General features: G+C 72.2%; 10 protein-coding genes and 1 pseudogene. 6 read left to right on the forward strand and 5 right to left on the reverse strand.

The window, feature by feature from the left end:
- Positions 1–14: 14 nt before the first annotated feature.
- Both OG371_RS08320 and OG371_RS08325 read right to left on the reverse strand, forming a co-directional pair.
- On the reverse strand, positions 15–746 hold the full coding sequence (locus OG371_RS08320; protein ID WP_329067231.1) for an LppU/SCO3897 family protein: 732 nt from the start codon (positions 744–746) through the stop codon (positions 15–17).
- A gap of 284 nt (positions 747–1,030) precedes the next feature.
- Positions 1,031–1,894, reverse strand: a complete 864-nt coding sequence (locus tag OG371_RS08325; protein WP_329067233.1) for a Bax inhibitor-1/YccA family protein — start codon at positions 1,892–1,894, stop codon at positions 1,031–1,033.
- A 323-nt stretch (positions 1,895–2,217) separates the two neighbouring features.
- Here OG371_RS08325 and OG371_RS08330 point away from each other — a divergent pair, with 323 nt between their 5' ends.
- The 4 genes and pseudogenes from OG371_RS08330 to OG371_RS08345 all read left to right on the forward strand — a co-directional run.
- Positions 2,218–3,720 (forward strand): MSCRAMM family protein, encoded by a 1,503-nt coding sequence (locus OG371_RS08330; RefSeq protein ID WP_329067235.1) that lies wholly within the window; start codon positions 2,218–2,220, stop codon positions 3,718–3,720.
- A gap of 17 nt (positions 3,721–3,737) precedes the next feature.
- Complete coding sequence (locus tag OG371_RS08335; protein WP_329067238.1) at positions 3,738–4,439, forward strand: class F sortase; 702 nt, start codon at positions 3,738–3,740, stop codon at positions 4,437–4,439.
- A 235-nt stretch (positions 4,440–4,674) separates the two neighbouring features.
- Entirely contained in the window at positions 4,675–6,666 is a 1,992-nt protein-coding gene (locus OG371_RS08340) for an SDR family oxidoreductase (RefSeq protein WP_329067239.1), read from the forward strand.
- 122 nt (positions 6,667–6,788) lie between these two features.
- Positions 6,789–7,710: pseudogene (locus tag OG371_RS08345) on the forward strand (cell division protein DivIVA); the annotation flags it as partial.
- Between the two features lie 1,237 nt (positions 7,711–8,947).
- Here OG371_RS08345 and OG371_RS08350 read toward each other — a convergent pair.
- The 3 genes from OG371_RS08350 to OG371_RS08360 all read right to left on the reverse strand — a co-directional run bounded on the left by OG371_RS08350 (position 8,948) and on the right by OG371_RS08360 (position 10,643).
- Positions 8,948–9,583 (reverse strand): helix-turn-helix transcriptional regulator, encoded by a 636-nt coding sequence (locus OG371_RS08350; RefSeq protein WP_091612199.1) that lies wholly within the window; start codon positions 9,581–9,583, stop codon positions 8,948–8,950.
- Between the two features lie 488 nt (positions 9,584–10,071).
- Complete coding sequence (locus OG371_RS08355; RefSeq protein ID WP_329067243.1) at positions 10,072–10,389, reverse strand: WXG100 family type VII secretion target; 318 nt, start codon at positions 10,387–10,389, stop codon at positions 10,072–10,074.
- Positions 10,390–10,391: 2 nt separating this feature from the next.
- A complete protein-coding gene (locus OG371_RS08360; protein ID WP_329067245.1) occupies positions 10,392–10,643 on the reverse strand; it encodes a WXG100 family type VII secretion target in 252 nt (83 codons plus the stop codon).
- A 328-nt stretch (positions 10,644–10,971) separates the two neighbouring features.
- Here OG371_RS08360 and OG371_RS08365 point away from each other — a divergent pair, with 328 nt between their 5' ends.
- Positions 10,972–14,241: a BTAD domain-containing putative transcriptional regulator gene (locus tag OG371_RS08365; RefSeq protein WP_329067247.1), complete on the forward strand. Its 3,270-nt coding sequence runs from the start codon at positions 10,972–10,974 to the stop codon at positions 14,239–14,241.
- A 185-nt stretch (positions 14,242–14,426) separates the two neighbouring features.
- Positions 14,427–18,125 (forward strand): BTAD domain-containing putative transcriptional regulator, encoded by a 3,699-nt coding sequence (locus OG371_RS08370; protein WP_329067249.1) that lies wholly within the window; start codon positions 14,427–14,429, stop codon positions 18,123–18,125.
- Positions 18,126–18,240: the final 115 nt, after the last annotated feature.

Genomic DNA, 18,240 nt, shown 5'->3' on the forward strand with positions numbered 1-18,240 from the left:
GTCCCTTTACTCGGTCAGGACTTGATGCAGAGCGTCAGCTTGGGCTGGGAGTACGACCGGTAGTCGGTCGCGTCCGTGCCCTGGCAGGCGGTCTCGCCCTCCTGGCCGTCGACGACCTTCACCAGCTCGGCGTCCTTGGCCGGGTCCGAGCACGGCACCTTGCGGTAGCCGGCCGTCTGCGATTGGAAGCCCGTCAGACAGTCGCCCTGCTTGGCGTTGATCACCAGGCAGAGGCGGTAGTCCGAGCTGCCGGTGACCTCGTACTCGTCGTACATGCCCTCGGGGCACTTGTCGGAGGCGTTGGACAGGCGCGCGCCGATCTTGACGTTCGCGGCGGCGTCGTTGCAGTCGACCTTGTCCGGCGTGACCCCGGTGGTGAACTCGGTGATCTTCAGGCAGTCACCGGCCTGCGAGCTGTCCGGCGAGCTGGAGTAGCTGACGATGCCGATCACCACGGCCGCCACCAGGACGACCAGTGCGATGCCGAGCCGGATGAAGCGGAACTTCGACTTCGGCGCCACCGGCGCCGGCTGGAACTGACCGGGCTGCCCGTACGGCGTGCCGTACGGACCGGGCATCGGCTGGCCGTACTGACCGGGAACACCCGGTGCCGGCTGGGCGTACTGGCCCGGCGCTTGCTGCGCGAAGGGCTGTTCGGCGCCGGGCGGAGCGAACGGCTGCTGCCCGTACTGCTGCTTGGCGCCGGGCTGGCCGGGCTGCTCGGCGCCGGGCTGGCCGTACGGCATCTGGCCGGGCGGCGGATACTGACCTGGCTGATCTGGCTGGCCGGGCGGCGGGAACCCGCCGGACGGCCGGCCGTAGGGATCGGGCGGGCCCACCGGCGATTGGCCCCCAGGGGCCGGAGGGGTGACGCTCAACGTCGACCTCACATGTGTGAAGGGAAATCGGACTTCGCCATCCAACACGCAGCGTGATCAACATCGCGCACCGGTCCCCCAATCGGCGACAAGGGCACAGAAAAGGCGCCCCGTTGGTCACGGAGCGCCTTCTCGGGAGACCTGTACGAGCGTTACTCGCGCAGGTAAGACAGCAGTCGCAGGATCTCCAGGTACAGCCAGACCAGCGTGGTCATCAGGCCGAACGCGGCGTACCAGGCCCACTTGGACGGCATGCCCTCGCGGATCATCCGGTCGGCCTGGTCGAAGTCGAGCAGGAAGCTGAACGCGGCGATGCCGATGACCACCAGGCTGAAGATGATCGCGATCGGGCTGCCGTCGCGCAGCGGGTTGTAGCCGAAGAACACCGCGGTCAGCAGGTTCACCAGCATCAGGATCGCGGCGCCGGCGACGGCCCCGATGATCCACTTGGTGAGCTTGGGCGTGACCTTGACCGCGCCGGTCTTGTAGACCACCAGCATCGCGATGAACACACCCGCGGTGCCGATCAGCGCCTGCAGCGCGATGCCCGGGTACAGCAGCTCGAACAGCCCGCTCAGCGCGCCGAGGAAAATGCCTTCGGCGGCGGAGTAGGCCAGCGTGAGCGGCCCGCTCGGCTTGCGCCGGAAGATGATCACCAGCGAGATGACCAGCCCGACGATCATGCCGCCGATCAGGGCGCCCAGCAGGGCGCCGTTCATCCCGGTGACGCGGCCGAGCGAGTCGACGACCAGCTGGGTCTGGGCCCAGATCGCGGTGAGCACGCCGAAGACCAGCGCGACGCCCAGCGAGAGGCCGGTCTTGATCACGACGTCGTCGACCGTCATCGGCCGATCGGCGGCGCCGGTGGACATCTGGCCCGGGCCGTACCCGGGCACGCCGCCCTGGCCCTGCGGCATGCCGTGCGGCTGGTTGAAGCCGACATTCGGCCCGTACTGCCCGCCCGCGGCCTGGCCGCGCGGCAGGTTGCGGAACGCCGGGTTGCTACTGGAACGCACCTGATCCTCCTGGATCTGCTGGCACCTTGCATCGGGTTCAACGACCGGTCGGGCCGACTGGTTCCCGTCGAGTAAAGAGAACTTTACCCTCTTCCTCGATCGTGGCCGCGCAGCCGAGCCGGGCTACACCGTATGCGACTGAGATCACGACCGTTCACCGCAGGTCACCCGATGGACTCTAGACATCCGGGGTGGGCTGACGGGACTCTTCACTTCGCGTGTTCGAGATGTAACCGAAGGCGTGTCGGGGAGCTATTCGATCGTGTGACCTGCGACGACGTAAAAGGCGTTGTCGGGGAGCGCGAATAAGGAGTCAACACACCATGGGGTGGACCTCACGCCCGCGCGCGGGGTTGCGCGCGGTCACCGGCCTGGTCGCCGCGGGCCTGCTTGGCGCACTCTCCGTCACCGCCGTGGGCACCACGCCCGCGTTCGCGGCGACGCAGGAAGGCGTCGGGCACGCTGTCACGCCCGGCCAGCCGATGTCGCCGCACACGCCGACCCGCAACTGGCTCGGGTCCTACATCGTCGGCGGCAAGCAGGTCTTCTGCGTCAGCTTCCAGCTGAAGGCGCCGGACACCACCGAGGTGTACAAGCCGGGCGACGAGCTGCTGACCAAGTGGGGCGACAAGATCCCCGCCGACCAGGCGGCCAACATCTCGTACCTGCTGCTGCGCTACGGCGACACCAAGGACGCCGACCAGGCCGCCGCGCTGGCGCACCTGCTGCACTCGTGGACCTCCGCCCCGCGGCCGGGCCACGACGACCTCAACCCGAGCCTCACCGCGGACAAGATCGGTTACGACGCCCCGTTCCACCTGGCGAAGCTGCAGAGCCAGGCGCCGGGAGCGGCGGCCGACGTCGACAAGCTGACCGCCGACGCGGAAGCCAACCGCGGCCCGTGGACCACGTCCGTCACGCCGCCGAAGACCGACCAGCACATCGGCCAGGCGGCCACCTGGACGATCACCGTCAAGAACGCCAAGGGCACCGGCATCGCCGACGTCCCGGTGAAGATCACCGCGGCCGACGGCACGCTGGCCACGGGTGACAGCGCCAAGGCGTCGGACGCCTCCGGCAGCACCGCGGGCAGTTCGGCCGGCCAGGGCGCGCCGACCGAGACCACCCTGAACACCGGCGCGGACGGCACGATCTCGGTCAAGGTGACGCCGACCGGCGACCAGCCGAAGCTGTCCACTTCGCTCACCGCGCCGGCCGACCGGCCGTACGTGCAGTCGCCGACGGTGAACACCGGCGCGCAGAAGGTCGTCTCCACCGGCGGCGAGAAGACGCTGACCGCGACCGGCACCGTCGCGGTCGCGAAGCCGGGCAAGGTGGCCGTCACCAAGACCGACGCGAACACCGGCAAGGGCATCGGCGGCACCGCGCTGCGGATCACCGGCGCGGACAAGAAGGCCGCGGCCACCGGGCAGGACGGCAAGCCGCTGAACGGTCCGGACGGGCAGCCGGTCGTGGTCACCACGAGCGGCGGCACCGGCGCGGTGACCGTCGACAACCTGTTGGCACCGCAGGACATCTGCGTGGTCGAGGTGAGCCCGCCGCCGGGCTACGAGAACGCGTTCGACGCGAAGAACCCGCCCTCGGTGTGCGGCTCGCTGAAGCCGGGCTACACACTGGCGCTCACCTTGGTCAACAAGCCGAACGAGGTGCCCCACGCGATCCCGGCCGGTGACCAGCCGGTGGCGATGGCGAAGGGCGCCGTCGAGACGAACTACTCCCTGCCGGGCCTGATCGGCCTCGGGGTGCTCGCGCTCGTCGGCTCGGCACTGGTCGGTTTCGCGGCCCGGCGGGCTTCCCGGCGGTAAACGAGAGCGGTAGGGGTATGGCAGCGAAGGGCCGGTTGATCGCCGGTTTTGTCCTCGGCGCGGCGAGTGTGCTCGCGGTGGAACTCGTGACCGTCGTGATCAGCGCACCCCCGACGGCGGTGGTGGCCGGCAGCGCACAGCCGGCCCCCGCCGCCCTCGCGGCGCGCAAGGGCTCTCCGACGCCGCCGGCGGTGCCGTCGCCGAGCCCGGCACCGGCGTCGTCCTCCGCACCGCCGCCGGCCGCGCCCGCGGAGAACCGGCAGCCCCCGGCACCCGGCCCGCAGAAGCCGGGCACGATCCGGCTGCCCGGCGGCGGCACGGCGGCGATGGTGCGCCAGGGCCTCGGCCCCGGCAACACGCTGCCGGTGCCGTCGAACATCGGCCAGGCCGCCTGGTGGGGCGCCGCGCTGGACGCGGTCAGCGGGGCGAGCGTGTTCGCCGGGCACGTGAACTGGCGCGGGGCGACCGGGCCGTTCGCCGAGCTGTGGAACGAGCGCATCGGCGGCGTGGTGACCATTGTGGACAGTGCGGGCAAGACCGCGCAGTACCGGATCTCCCAGCTGGTCACGGTGCACAAGGACGATCTCGCCGCGCGCGCCGACGACCTGTTCGGCCAAGCCGGCGCGCACCGCGTCGTCCTGGTCACCTGCGGCGGACGCTGGGTCGGCGGCAGCGACGGCTACGAAGAGAACCGCGTGGTGATCGCCGACCCGGTCTGATCCTCCTCCTTTTGGCGCGAGGGGGACTTTCGCACCGTCGGACGCGGTCGCGAACGGCCCGTTCGTACCGCTCATCGGGACCCGCCGGGGCAGAAAACCGGGCTCCGACCTGCGGACCCTCCGCGAAGCGCTAAGTTACTTGCGAGTAACATGCCCGGGGCGGGCTGTGGTCAGCACGGCCTCCATGCAGCAGAATGCGCAAGGGTCCAGCGGTGCACGGCGGAGGGTGAGACAGATGGCGACGTTCTTGGTGACAGGCGCGACCGGGCTGATCGGCCGCCAGTTCACCCGGCTGCTGCTCGCGCGGCCGGACGCCGAACGCGTCGCGCTGGTGGTGCGCGCCTCCTCGCGGGAGCGGCTCTCCGCGCTCGTCGACGGGTGGCCGCACGCCGAGCGCGTCACCCTGGTGACCGGCGACCTGTCCGAGCCGCTGCTCGGCGTCTCGGCCGAGGACCGCGAAAGCCTGCGCGGCGTCGACCACGTGGTGCACCTGGCCGCGCTCTACGACCTCACCGCCGACGACGACGCCAGCATCAAGGCCAATGTGGACGGTACGCAGCACGTCGTCGACCTGGCCGCGGACCTGGGCGCGGGCTGCCTGCACCACGTCTCGTCGGTCGCCGTCGCCGGTGACCACGAGGGCCTGTTCACCGAGGACATGTTCGACGTCGGGCAGCGGCTGGTCACGCCATACCACCGCACCAAGTTCGAGGCCGAGAAGCTGGTGCGCGAGCAGCACGAGGTGCCGTGGCGGGTGTACCGGCCCGCGGTGGTCGTCGGCAACTCCCAGACCGGCGAGATGGACAAGATCGACGGCCCGTACTACCTGTTCCCCGCGATCAGCAGGCTGGCCGGGCTGCCGGACGTGCCGATCGTCGGGCCGGACCTCGGCGACACCAACGTCGTGCCGGTCGACTACGTCGCGAAGGCGCTGCTGGAGCTGGTGACCACCGACGGCCTCGACGGGCGCGCCTTCCACCTGGTGAACCCGGAGCCGCAGCCGGTCGTCTCCGTCTACAACGCCTTCGCCCGGGCCGCGGGCGCGCCGACGATCACCGCGCAGCTGGGCGACCGCGTGTCCAAGGGCATCGTCGGGCTGGTGAAGCTCAGCGAGCACATCCCCGGCTTCACCATCGCGCGTGACGCGGTGATGGAGCGCCTCGGCATCCCGCCGGTGCTGCTGGAGACGATGGCCTTCCCGTCGGTGTTCGCTTCGGCCGAGACGCGCAAGGCGCTGGCCGGCACCGGCGTCGAGGTGCCACGGCTCGAGGACTACGCGGCCACGCTGTGGCGGTACTGGCGCGAGCACCTCGACCCGTTCCGCGCGCGCAAGCACGGCCCGCGCGGCGAACTCGACGGGCGGCGCGTGATCATCACCGGCGCGTCTTCGGGCATCGGGCGCGCGACGGCGCTGAAGGTCGCGGAAGCGGGCGGCGTGCCGTTGCTCGTGGCGCGGCGGCAGCACGAGCTGGAAGAGGTGCGCGACGAGATCATCGCCGCCGGCGGCACGGCGTCGGTGTACCCGGCGGACCTGACCGACGAGGACTCGGTGCACAAGGCCGTGGACGCGATGCTGGCCGAGCACGGCCGGATCGACATGCTGGTGAACAACGCGGGCCGCTCGATCCGCCGGTCGATCAAGCTGTCGTACGACCGGATGCACGACTACGAGCGCGCGATGGCGATCAACTACTTCGGCGCGGTGCGGCTGATCCTCGCCGTGCTGCCGCACATGTCCGAGCGGAAGTTCGGGCACATCGTGAACGTGTCGTCGATCGGCGTGCAGGGCATCGCGCCGCGGTTCTCCGCGTACGCCGCGTCGAAGGCCGCGCTGGACTACTTCTCCCGCATCGCGGCCACCGAGACGCACGGTGACGGGATCACGTTCACCACCATCCACATGCCGCTGGTGCGCACGCCGATGATCCGGCCGACGAAGATCTACGACGCCTTCCCCACGAAGTCGCCGGAGCAGGCGGCCAACATGGTGATGAAGGCACTGCTGGAGCGCCCGAAGCACATCGGGACCCCGGCGGGGCAGGCGATCGGGCTCGCGTACACGCTCACGCCGGGCCTCACCGACGCGATCGCGTACCAGGGTTTCCGGATCTTCCCGGACTCCACGGCGGCCGGCGGCTCGGGACAGCTCAAGATCGGCCGTGGCGAGAAACACCTGTCGAAGGCCGCGATGACGCTGGCCCGGTTGTCGCGCGGCTTCCACTGGTAGTCACGGAGGGTCTGCGGGGGTGAGGCCGTTCAGGGGACGATCACCAGGTAGGGCCCGACACGTGGCGGTGAATCACCAGTCCTGACGGCGGCGACACAATGTGCGCGGGTACGGTCGGGCGCATGGTTCCCGAGCGAGACAACGGCCTCCTGCCCGTGCGGCGTGAGTACACCGAAGCCTGGCGCGGCTTCGATCGCAACGAGGTGCGTCAGTACCTCGATCATCTGGAGGCGCAGCTGCGCCGGCTGCTGAGTGATCGCGACGCGGCGGCGGCGCAGGTAAACACGCTCGCGCGTGAACTGGAGTCCGCCCGCGGCGAGGTGACGAAGCTGCAGGGCCGCGTCGAGGAGCTGATGAAGCCGCCGGAGCGGCTCGAGGACCTGGACGAGCGGATGCAGCGCACCGTCCAGCTCGCGCAGGCGCGCGCGGAGGAGATCACGAAGCGTGCGCAGGTGGCGGCGGAGAAGCATTGGGCTTCGTCCACCGAGGCGTCGACGAAGCTGCGCGAGCGCTACACGCGGCTCGTGGCCGAGCTGGACAAGCAGGCCGAAGCGCTGCACTCGGAGCACGAAGAGGCTCTGAAGGAGACGCGCGCGGAGGTGCAGCGGCTGACCGTCGAGGCGGCACAGCGCCGGGAACTGCTCGACAACGAGGCGGAGCGCAAGCGCCGCAAGATCGAGCGCGACTTCGACGGCAAGATCACCGCGGAGCGCAGCGCGCACGAAAAGCTCATCGCCGACCAGCGCACGGCGAGCAAGAACCAGGCCGAGCGCCGCATCGCGGAGGCGACGGCCGAGGCCAAGCGCCGCGTCGACGAGGCCACCACGGAAGCCAAGCGCCGCCTCGACGAGGCCACCACGCAGGCCGCGCAGCGCACCACCGCGGCCACCCGCAAGGTCGAGCGTCTCGCCGAAATCCGCGAGCAGGCCCGCAAGAACCTCGCGATGGCCGACGAGGTCCTCGGCCGCAGCGAAGGACTCCTGGCCGCCCTGCCCGCCGAGTCCGTCATCCCGTCCGCCTCCAAACTGGTCGGCGGCGACGATGCTCCTTCGGGCAACGGTGGGTCTTCCGGCTCGGCTGCGGGCCGTCCTTCTCCGACGGCCGGTGCTTCTGCGCCTACGTCCAACGGCGGCCCTGCGGGCGCGAGCGCCAATGGCGGGGCTGCGGCCAACCGGGGCGCGTCCAATGGCGGTGCCCCGGCCGGTGCCGGTGCCGCCAATCGCGGCGCATCCAACGGCGGCACCTCGGCCGGCGCTGGCGCGAACGGCGGCACTGCGGCCAACCGCGGCACGTCCAACGGCACCGCCCCGGCCGCTGCCGGCGCGGGTGCGGGTGCCAATGGCAACGCCGCGTCCAACGGCGGTGCGTCCAAGGGCAGTGCGGCTGCTTCGGCCCCTGCTGCCTCCCCGGCCCCTTCGACGGCACCGAAGCCCAAGCCGTCAACGGGATCGACCGACTCGCCGACCACCCCGGGCACGCCGACGGTCAAGCCCGCGGCGGGCAACCCGCTCATGAAGTCCAACGCCCCCAAGCCGAAGCCGTCCCCCGGCAACGGCAAGACCCCCGGCAATTCGGCCAGCGAAGCCAACTCCGGCAACGAGGGCTCCGGAAGCCAGGGCGGCAACAACTCGGGCAAGCCGCTCTCCCCGACTGCGGGCAAGCCCGCATCCTGATCAAGCACCACGCAAAGAAGCCCCTCCCGGCCGGGAGGGGCTTCTTTGCGTCTGGTGGCGGCGGGCTCCGCGTCTGACGCACAGAAGACGGCAGCGCTCCCGCCTGGTGATCAGAAGGCTGCGGCGCTCTACGCCTCGCACAAGGAGGGTGGCGGGGCTCTGCATCCGGTGCTCAGAAAGCGCAGGGCTCCCGTCTGGTGATCGGAAGGCTGCAGCGCCGCAAAGAGTGCGGCGGGCTCTGCGTCTGACGCGCAGAAAAGCGGCAGTGCTCCGCGTCTGGTGCTCGGTGCTTTCTGCGTCTGGTGCTCGGCAGCGGCAGGCTCTGCATCTGGCGCAAGAGGGCGGCAGGGCTCTGCGTCTGACGCGCAGAACGCGCGGGACTCCGCGTCTGGCCGAGGGCTCTGCGTCTAGTGCAAAGAGGGCGGCGAGGTTCCGCATCTGGTGCTCAGAACGCGGCACCGGTCCGCGGCCCGTGCGCGGAGGGCGGCGGTGCGCGAAGGCCGTTATCCGAGCCGCAAAGCACCGGCCCGGATAACGGGGCGGCGGCTCCGCGCCTGCCGCCGCCCCGGGCCGGAGAGCCTCCAGATGGGAGGCTCGGAGGGGAAGTCTCAGATGGCGCCGGCGCGCAGGGCGTACGCGACGGCGTGGGCGCGGTTGTTCAGGCCGCAGCGGGTCATCAGGCCGTAGAGGACGTTCTTCACGGTGCGTTCGGAGTAGCAGAGCTTGGCGGCGATCTCCTCGGTGCCGAAGCCCTCGGCGACGAGGCGGAGGACGTCGCACTCGCGGGCGGCCAGGCCGGAGAGGGTGAGGCCGTTGGGCTCGAGGACGTCGCGGCGCATGCGCTGCACCTGGCCGAGCAGGGCGCCCTGCAGGCGCGGCGGCAGGGTGGCCGTGCCGTCGCCCGCGGCGAGCACCGCGGCGACCAGCTCGGCGCCGCCGGTTTCGCGGCGGGGCAGGATCGCCACGATGCCGCACTCGATGGCCGTCATGAGGTCACTCTCGCGGAAGTGGTCGGCGACGATCACCAGGTCCGGGCCCGCCAGGTGCTCGGACTCGCGGCCCAGCTCCTTCACCCGCGCGAGCACCCGATCGGTGACGTGCTCCTCCATCACGAGGACGACGTCGGCCTGCGCGGCCGAGTCCTCGGGCAGTACCTGCAGCTCGGCGCGGGTCCCCAGCAGACTCGCGGCGCCGGCCTTGGTGATCGGGTCCGAGGCGAGAACAGCGACTTTGACGAGCTTCACGAGTACTCCTACCACCACTCCACGTTGACGGCAGTCAGTCTCGCGTGCGCGACTTCACGTTTTCTCCCCGCGAATCTCCACGGCCCGCAGAGTTTGTGAAGAACGTGGCTGTCAGCCCAGGTCAGCGGACTTCACGACGCCTTCTTGACCGCCTTCACGGACCGGCCGAGCGACCCCGGCGCCGCGCTCCGGCTCTCCGGACCCGGCGCAGCGCGCCCGGCCGGCTGGCACCCGGCCCAGCACCGGCCGCCCGACACCCGGTCCCGCGCCCCGCGGCCCGGTGCTCCACTGCCCGCCACCCGAGCCCGGCCCAGCTTCCGACCGGCCAGTGCCAACCTCCCGGCGGCCACCCAGCCTCGGTGCGGCAGCCGAGGTTCTCGGCTGCCGCCGCCTGGACCCAGCGCGGCGCCCCCGGGCTGTCCGAGACCTGGCTCAGTACCCGGCCGCCCAGAGCCCGACCGTTCGTCTCCCGGACCCGGCGCCCAGGGCTATCCGAGACCTGGCTCAGTACCCGGCCGCCCGGTTTCCGACCTGGTGCCCGGACCCGCGCCGGGGCCGGAGCTGTCCGCGATCTCCTCGAACGCGTCCCGCGCCCGGTCCAGGCACTCCGGCATCCGGGCCAGTGCCTCGGTCCACTCCTGTTTCGCCGCGTTGTAGCGCGCCCGGGCCTCCGCCGGCCACGCGGCCAGGTCCTGTTCCACAGTGGACTCCAGCTCCGCCATCACGGCGCGGAGGCCGCCGGTGGTGGCGCCCATCCGGTCCAGGATGTCGTCGGCGTGGCTGAAGTCGGAACCGCCGCCCGTCATGTTCAGGTTCCGCTCGGGCCGCCGGTTCGGTTTCCGGCCGTGGACCTCGCGCCGGCGGTGGCCGCCATCAGGTCCTCCAAGCGGCCGACGATCACGTCGAACTGTTGTTCCCATTCGTTCATGGCCTGGCCGAAGCGGACGGAGGCCTCGCCCCGCCAAGACGTCTGCAAAACGGCCATCTCGGTGTTGACCTGGCGCAAGTGCGCGTTGGCGGATTCGATCGCCCGGGCGAACTGCCCCGCTGTGTCCTGCATGCCTCTCCTCGCCACATCCCCAGCCCGCCTGCGATCGGCAGGCGAGGCACCACCGAGGGTGATCCAACGACCGGAGCCGGCGGTACCGAACCCCCTGGTGCTATGCCCGAATTTCGGTGATCATTGCCTGCCGGGCCCCCGGCCGGGGCCTGGGTGAGTTTTCCTGCCGTTCGCCGCTGGGCCGGATGGCTGAAACGCGCGGGCCCGACAATCGGGAAACCGGACCGGGCGAGCAACCCTCCCCAGGGCCGCCGCGTCACCGTTTCGGGCGTAAGCTCACCACTGGCATCCGGCGTGTGACGATCCGTCAGCGCGTGAAGGGAGACCCATGTCGGCAGCGGACGGCGCGGGGCCAGGCTTCACCGCGCCGAGGGTCCAGCTGCTCGGCCCGGTAAAGGCCTGGCGAGGGGACACCGAGCTCGACCTCGGCTCCGCCCACCGGCGCACGGTCTTCGCCGTGCTGGCCATGTCGCCGAACCGCACGGTGTCGCGCGAGGAGCTGATCGACGCGGTCTGGGGCGACGCTCCCCCGGCCAGCGCCCAGGGCAGCATCTACACCTACATCTCCGGCCTGCGCCGGGTGCTCGAGCCCGGCCGCGCCCGGGGCACCGGCCCGCAGCTGCTCGCGTCCATCGGCTCCGGCTACTCGCTGTGCGTGGAGTCCGAGACCATCGACGTGCACCACTTCGAGGCCCTGCGCGAAAAAGCCCATCGCCACCTCACCGCCGACGAGCTGCGGCCCGCCCGCCAGGTGCTCGACGAGGCGCTCGGGCTGTGGCACGGCACCCCGCTGTCCGGGCTGCCCGGGCCGTTCGCCGACGCGCAGCGCGCCCGCCTCGAAGAGCTGCGGCTGGCGACCGTCGAACGGCGGGCGCTGGCGGTCCTGAACGACGGCGGTCACGGCGAGCTGGTCGCCGGGCTGACCGCGCTCACCCAGGAGCACCCGTTCCGGGAGACGCTGCGCGGCCTGCTGATGCGCGCGCTGGACGCCGGCGACCGCCGCACCGAGGCGCTCGCCGTCTACACCGACGTGCGGGACCGGCTGATCGAGGCGTCCGGCACCGAGCCCGGCCCGGCACTGCGCGAGCTGTACGAGCGCATCCGCGACGGCGAGTCCCGGCCCGCCGCCCCGCCGTCCACGCCCCGTCCCTCGCCTGCGCCCGCCCGCGTGCCGCGGTTCCCGGTGCCGGTCCTGCCCCCGCGCCCGGACGTGTTCTTCGACCGGACCGAAGAGACGCTGCTGGTGCGCGAGGCCGTCGCCGGGCTGCCGAGCGGGCTCGGCCGGTCGGTCTGGGTCGAGGGCGAGCCGGGCATCGGGAAGACCGCGCTGCTGGCCGAAACCCTGGCCATGGCCCAGGAAGCCGGCTGCAAGCCGCTGTTCGCCGCGGCCGACGCGCTGGACCAGCGGTTCGCGCTGCGCCCGTTGCTCGACGCGCTGGGCGTGCACCCTCGGGCGTCGGACCTGCGGCGCGCCGAGCTGGCCGTGGCGCTGGCGGAGAACCCGGACCAGGACCCGGTCGAGGGCCTGCTCGGGCTGGTCCGCGAGCTGTGCGCGGACGAGCCGCTGGTGCTCGTGGTCGACGATCTCCAGTGGGCCGACGAAACCACGCTGCGCGTCTGGCGCTACCTGAGCCGCGAGACGCGACGGCTGCCGCTGCTGCTGATCGGCGCGTGCCGGCCGATCCCGCGGCCCGCCGCGCTGGACAGCCTGCGCGCCGAGCTTTCCGCCGACGGCGCTGACGTGCTCGCGCTCGGCCCGCTGCCCGAGAGCGCCATCCGCGACCTCTCGGCCGACCTCACCGGCGCCCCGCCAGGCCAGGTGCTGCGGATCCTGATCTCCTACGCCGCCGGAAACCCGCGCTACGCCAAGGAAACCGTCGAGACGCTGCTGTCGAACTCGATGATCCTGCTGGACGGCGCGCAGGCCATCGTGGACGGCAACAGCTGCCGCTCCATCCCGTCCCCGCTGGGCTCGCGCGTGACGCTCTACCTCAGCTTCCTGTCCAGCGGCACACGCGACGTGCTGCGCTGGGCGGCGTTGCTGGGTAAGGAGTTCTCACTCGCCGACATCGCGATCGCCACCGAGCGCCAGGCGACGGCGCTGGTCGGCGCCGTCGAAGAGGCGCTCGCGGCCGGAGTGCTCGTCGAGTCCGACGACCGCCTGAAGTTCCGGCATCCGCTGCTGCGCCGGGTGCTCTGCGAAAAGACGCCGGCCGCGATGCGCGTCGCGCTGCACCGCCAGCTGGCCGAGGCGTTCCACGGCGCGGGCGCGTCGCCGGAGCGGGTGGCCGAGCAGCTCGCCGCGGCGCCGGTGCAGATCGACTCTTGGGTGACCGCCTGGCTGCTCGAGCACATCGGCTCGGTCGCCACCGGCTCGCCGCGGATGGCGGTGGACCTGCTGCGGCACGTGGTCACGCAGGGCACGCTCCCGGCCGAAGCACGCGAGCCGCTCACCGCCACCCTGGCGCGGCTGCTGTTCTGGCTCGGCCGCGAACCCGAGGCGGAGGCGCGGTCCGTGGTCGCGCGCACCGAGGACAGCAGGCAGGCCGCGGAAATGCGCTGGATCCTGGCCTACATCTACTACCGGCGCGGCGAGTTCGCCGAGGCCGCGGAAGAGGTCCGGCGGACGCTGGCCGACCCGAACGTGCCGGAGATGTGGCGCGGCCGCCACGAAACCCTGCGCGTGACGATCGAGCGGCTGGCCGCCGACGAGACGTCCCAGCCGGACCTGTCCGAGCTGGGTGTCCTCGACGGACTCGACGACGCCGCCGAGCCGCTGGACACCGCCCGCCGCCTGGCCGCGATCCGCGCCGTGCCCGGCGAAATGCACCTGGCCGGCGCCGTGCACTACTACTGGCGCGGGCGCTGGCCCGAGGCGCTGGCCGAGCTGGACACGGTGATCAAGGGCGGCGCGGAGACGGCGTCGTACGTGCTGCGCAGCCCGGGCTCGGCACTGCTGGTGCACGGCGTCGGCGCGTTGATCGCCGGGCACCGCAACGAGCCGGAGGAGGCGCGCGCCCACCTGGACGCGGCTTCCCGGCAGCACTGGCCCAACGACCTGGAGCCCAACGGCGGCGACTACCTGCTGGCGGCCGAGGCCCAGCTGGCGGAGCTGGAAGGACGGCCGGAGGCGGCATTGGCGGCGCTCTCGCCGTTGCTGGACCCCGGTTACCCGCCGTCGGCGCGGCAGCAGTGGCTGCCGGACCTGGCACGGCTGGCCGTGCAGCTCGGCGATCAACGGGCGCACCAGGCGCTGCGGATGATGGGCACCGGCGACACCGCCGACATGCCGCCCGCGCACGCGGCCGCGGCGGCGCATTGCCGTGGTCTGGTCACCGCCGACCCGGACGCGATCCTCGGGGCGGCCGCGCACTACGAACTGGCCGGGCGGGTGCTGAAGCACGCGCGGGCGAACGAGGACGCGGCGATCCTGCTCGCCGGGAGCGGGCGGCTGGACGAGGCGCGGACGGCGTTCCGCACGGCGTTGACGAGCTACACGACGCTCGGCGCGGTCTGGGACGTGAAGCGGGCCGAGGGGCGGATGCAGCCGTTCGGGATCCGCCGGGCCAACCCCGTGCGGCGGGCCGCGGGCGAGTAAAGCGGCGGATTCGAATTGGGAGAAACGGCCACCACACACCGATTCCGCTCATGTGAGCGCCCTGACCGCCCCGATCGGCAACCTGTCCGCAGGACACTGTGGATCGACGGGGTCGCGCGCTGCCGTTACGTGATCCGCTCCCGGTAGGCTCGCCGAAATCAGGACGGTACGTCGAACGGAACGACATGCCAGGGGATGGGCACAACGGGTTGCGGGTGGACGTGCTCGGTCCCTTGCGGGCCTGGCGCGGACGAGCTGAGGTCAAGCTCGGGCCCGCTCGTCAGCGTGCCATCTTCGCGATGCTGGCGGTCAACGCCGGGCGTTCCGTGCCCCGCGGGGAGCTCATCGCGGGGGTGTGGGGCGACTCGCCGCCGGCCAGCGTCGAGGGCAGCGTGCACACCTACGTTTCCGGGCTCCGCCGCGCGCTGGAGCCGGAGCGGACACGGTGGGCCGCGGCCAGCGTGCTGGTGTCCGAGCCCGCGGGCTACTCGCTCGACCTCGGCCCGCAGGCGCTCGACGCGGCGATGTTCGAGCAGCACCGTGAACAAGCCCAGCAGTACGCGGCCGAGGGCGACCACGAGCAGGCGGCGGCCGCGCTCGACGCCGCGCTCGCCTTGTGGAACGGGGAAGCGCTCTCCGGCGTCCCCGGTGAATTCGCCGAGCGGCACCGGAAACACCTCGCCGAGCTGAGGCTGGACACGCTCAAACGCCGGGCCGAAGCCGTGCTCGCGCTGGGCGGGCACCAGGACCTGATCGCGGAGCTGACCGTGCTCGTCGGCGAGCACCCGCTGCACGAACCGCTGCGGGAGTCGCTGATGCTCGCGCTCTACCGCAGCGGGCGGCCGTCCGACGCGCTGGACGTCTTCCGCGAAGCCCGCGCCACGCTGCGCGCCGAGCTGGGCGTCGAGCCCGGGGCCGAGCTTCGTGAGCTGCAGCAACGGATCCTCGCGCAGGACCCCGCGCTGGAACTGCCCCGCCCGGCCGAGCCGGAGCCCGAACCGGCGCCGGTGTCCGTGCTGCCGACCCGGATCAGCCGCGCGATGCACGGCGGTGCCGAGGGCCCGCTGTTCGGCCGCGAGGTCGAGGCGCGGCGGCTGGCCGAGCTGCTCGACGAGGTGCACGACGGCCGGGGCCGCGCCGTCTGGATCGAGGGCGAGCCCGGCATCGGCAAGTCCGAGCTGCTCGCCAGCGCGTTCGGGCACGCGGCCGATTCGGGCCTGCAGGTCGCCTGGGTGGCCGCGGACGAGCTGAGCATCCGGTTCCCGTTGCAGGTGATCATGGAATGCCTGGCCATCGACGCCGCCTCGCCGGACCCGCGCCGGGCGCGCGTGGCCAAGGAGCTGACCGGCGACCAGCCGGCCCGGCGCACCTGGGGCACCAGCGATCCGGTGCTCGGCGCCGTGGACCGGCTGCTGTCCCTGGTCGACGAGCTGTGCGCGGCCGCCCCGCTGGTGCTGGTGATCGACGACCTCCAGTGGGCCGACGAGTCGAGCGTGCTGGTGTGGCACCGGCTTTGCGCCGCCACCCGGCAGCTGCCCCTGCTGCTGGTCGCCGCCACCCGCCCGGCCCCCGACCGCGCGGAGCTGGCCCAGCTGCGCCGCGGGGTCGAGCAGCGTGACGGCGTGGTGCTGGACCTGGCCCCGCTCGTCGCGGACGACGTGTCCCGGCTGATCGAGGAGCTGCTCGGCGCCGATCCCGGCCCCGGGCTGCGCGAGCTGGCCGCCCGTGCCGCCGGGAATCCGTTGTACGTCAAGGAGATGGTGGACGTCCTGGTCCGCGCCGGTGCGGTCGAGGTCGGCCACGGGCGCGCCGACGTGGACGACCCGGCGGAGTTCGAGACCCCGCGCTCGCTGGTGGCGGCGGTCGACCGGCGGCTCGACTTCCTGCCGCCGGAGACGCAGGACGTGCTGCGCTGGGGCGCGCTGCTGGGCATGGAGTTCGCGGTCGGCGACATCGCGGCGGTGCTCGGCATCCGGCCGTCGGACCTGTTGGGCCCCTTGGAAGAGGGCGTGGCCGCGAACGTGCTGATCGACACCGGCACCCAGCTCGCGTTCCGCCATCCCCTGCTGCGCCAGGCCCTTTACAGCCGGCTGCTCTCGGGCACACGCGCCGCGTTGCACCGGCAGGCCGCCGAAGCGCTGGCGAGGATCGGCGCACCGGTGAAACGGGTCGCGGAGCAGCTCGTGGCCGCGCCGTCCACAGTGGACCCCTGGGTGCTCGACTGGCTGGCGGAGAACCAGTCCGCCGTGTCCAACCGCGCGCCGCTGATCGCCGTCGAACTGCTCGAACGAGCGCTGGCCGCCTGTCTGCCGACCGATCCGCGACGCGAGGTGCTGATCACCGCGCTGGTGAAGGTGCTGTTCCGGCTGGAGCGCGGCCCGGAGACGCTGGCCGAGCAGGCGCTCGAGCTGTGCCAGGACCCGGAGAACCTCGCCGAGATACGGCACCTGCTCGCCGCCATCCGGTTCCGGCAGGGCAAAGTCGAGCTGGCCGTGGAGACGCTGGGCAAGGCGTCCGAGGACCCCGAGGTGCCGGAGATCTGGCGCGTCCGGCACCGGCACCTGCTGGCCAACTTCCGCCGCGGCGGGCTGGACGACCTCGACCTCGCCGAATCGAGGGCATACGCCGCCCGCGCCGACGCCCACGGCGACCGGTACCTGACCGCGCACGCGCTGCAGACGCTGTGGCTGGTGGATTCCGTGCGGCGCCACCACGCGAGCGCGCTGGAGCACATCGACCAGGCCATCGACGCCGTCGGCGACGAGCACGAGCTGGCCGATCTGCACCTGGACCTGCTGGACAACCGCGTTTTCACGCTGCAGAACCTGGACCGCCTCGGCGAGGCCGATCGGACGCTGCGCGCCGCGGGCGAGATCGCGCTGCGGCACTCGATGCCGATCGGGCTGCAGGTTTCGGTCGCCGTGCACCGGTACTGGGAGGGCCGCTGGGACGAGGCGCTGGTGGAGCTGGACACCGTCACCGAGGACGGGCCGGCGATCACGTTCTACGGCCTGCGCGAGCCGGGTGCGGCCGCGCTGCTGCTGCACGGCGTCGCGTCGCTGATCGCCGCTCGCCGCGGTGAACGGGGCCAGGCCGCGGCGCACCTGGACGCGGCCGAGGAGTACGCGCCGGCGACGGGCGCCGAGCGGGAGAGCTTCGACTTTCTGTTGGTGGCGCACGCACTCGTGGAGCTGCAACGCGGCGACGTCAAGCAGGCGCTGGCGATCCTCGAGCCGATCCTGAACCCGACGTACGCGCAGATGATGCTGCGCCACCAGTGGTTGCCGATGTTCGTGCGGCTTTCGCTCGACGCGGGCGACCTCGACCGCGCGCAGCGGGCGCTCGCCGTCTGCGAGGAAGAGTCGGCGAAGGAACGCGAGCCGGCCCGCGCGACCGCCGCCACGGCGTGGTGCCGCGGCCTCATCGACGGCGACCCCGGGCCGGTGCTGGAGACCGTGGAGCACTTCCGCCGGGCGGGCCGGAAACCGGAGCTGGCGAGCGCGCTGGAGGACGCCGCGGTGCTGCTCGCGCAGACCGGCGACATGGTCGGCGCGCACGCGGCCTTCGACGAGGCCGCCGAGCTGTACACCTCGCTTTCCGCGCGATGGGACCTGCAACGCGCCGAGAAACGTCTGCTGGACCTGGGTGTCCGGCAGGGCTCGCGGTTCTCCGTCGTCCGCCCGGGCTTCGGCTGGGACGCGCTCTCCCCGATCGAGGTCCGCATCGCGACGCTCGTCGCGGCCGGCCGCTCGAACCCGGACATCGCGACGGAACTGGCTCTGCCGCGGCGGACGGTGCAGGCGCATGTGGCTCGGCTGTTGGGGAAGCTGGAGTCGCCTTCGCGTAGTGGCGTGGCGAACGCGGTGGCGCGCCGGACTAGCTGACGCGGCGGCGGACAGCGGGTGGCCGCCGGGATCTCGGCGTTGTGGAACTCCCTGTGGGAGCGCACTTCGGACTTGGAACTGGTGGCTTCAAGCGAGACGCCACGCTGCCGGACGC

This window comes from Amycolatopsis sp. NBC_01480 (genome assembly GCF_036227205.1).
Lineage (GTDB): Bacteria > Actinomycetota > Actinomycetes > Mycobacteriales > Pseudonocardiaceae > Amycolatopsis.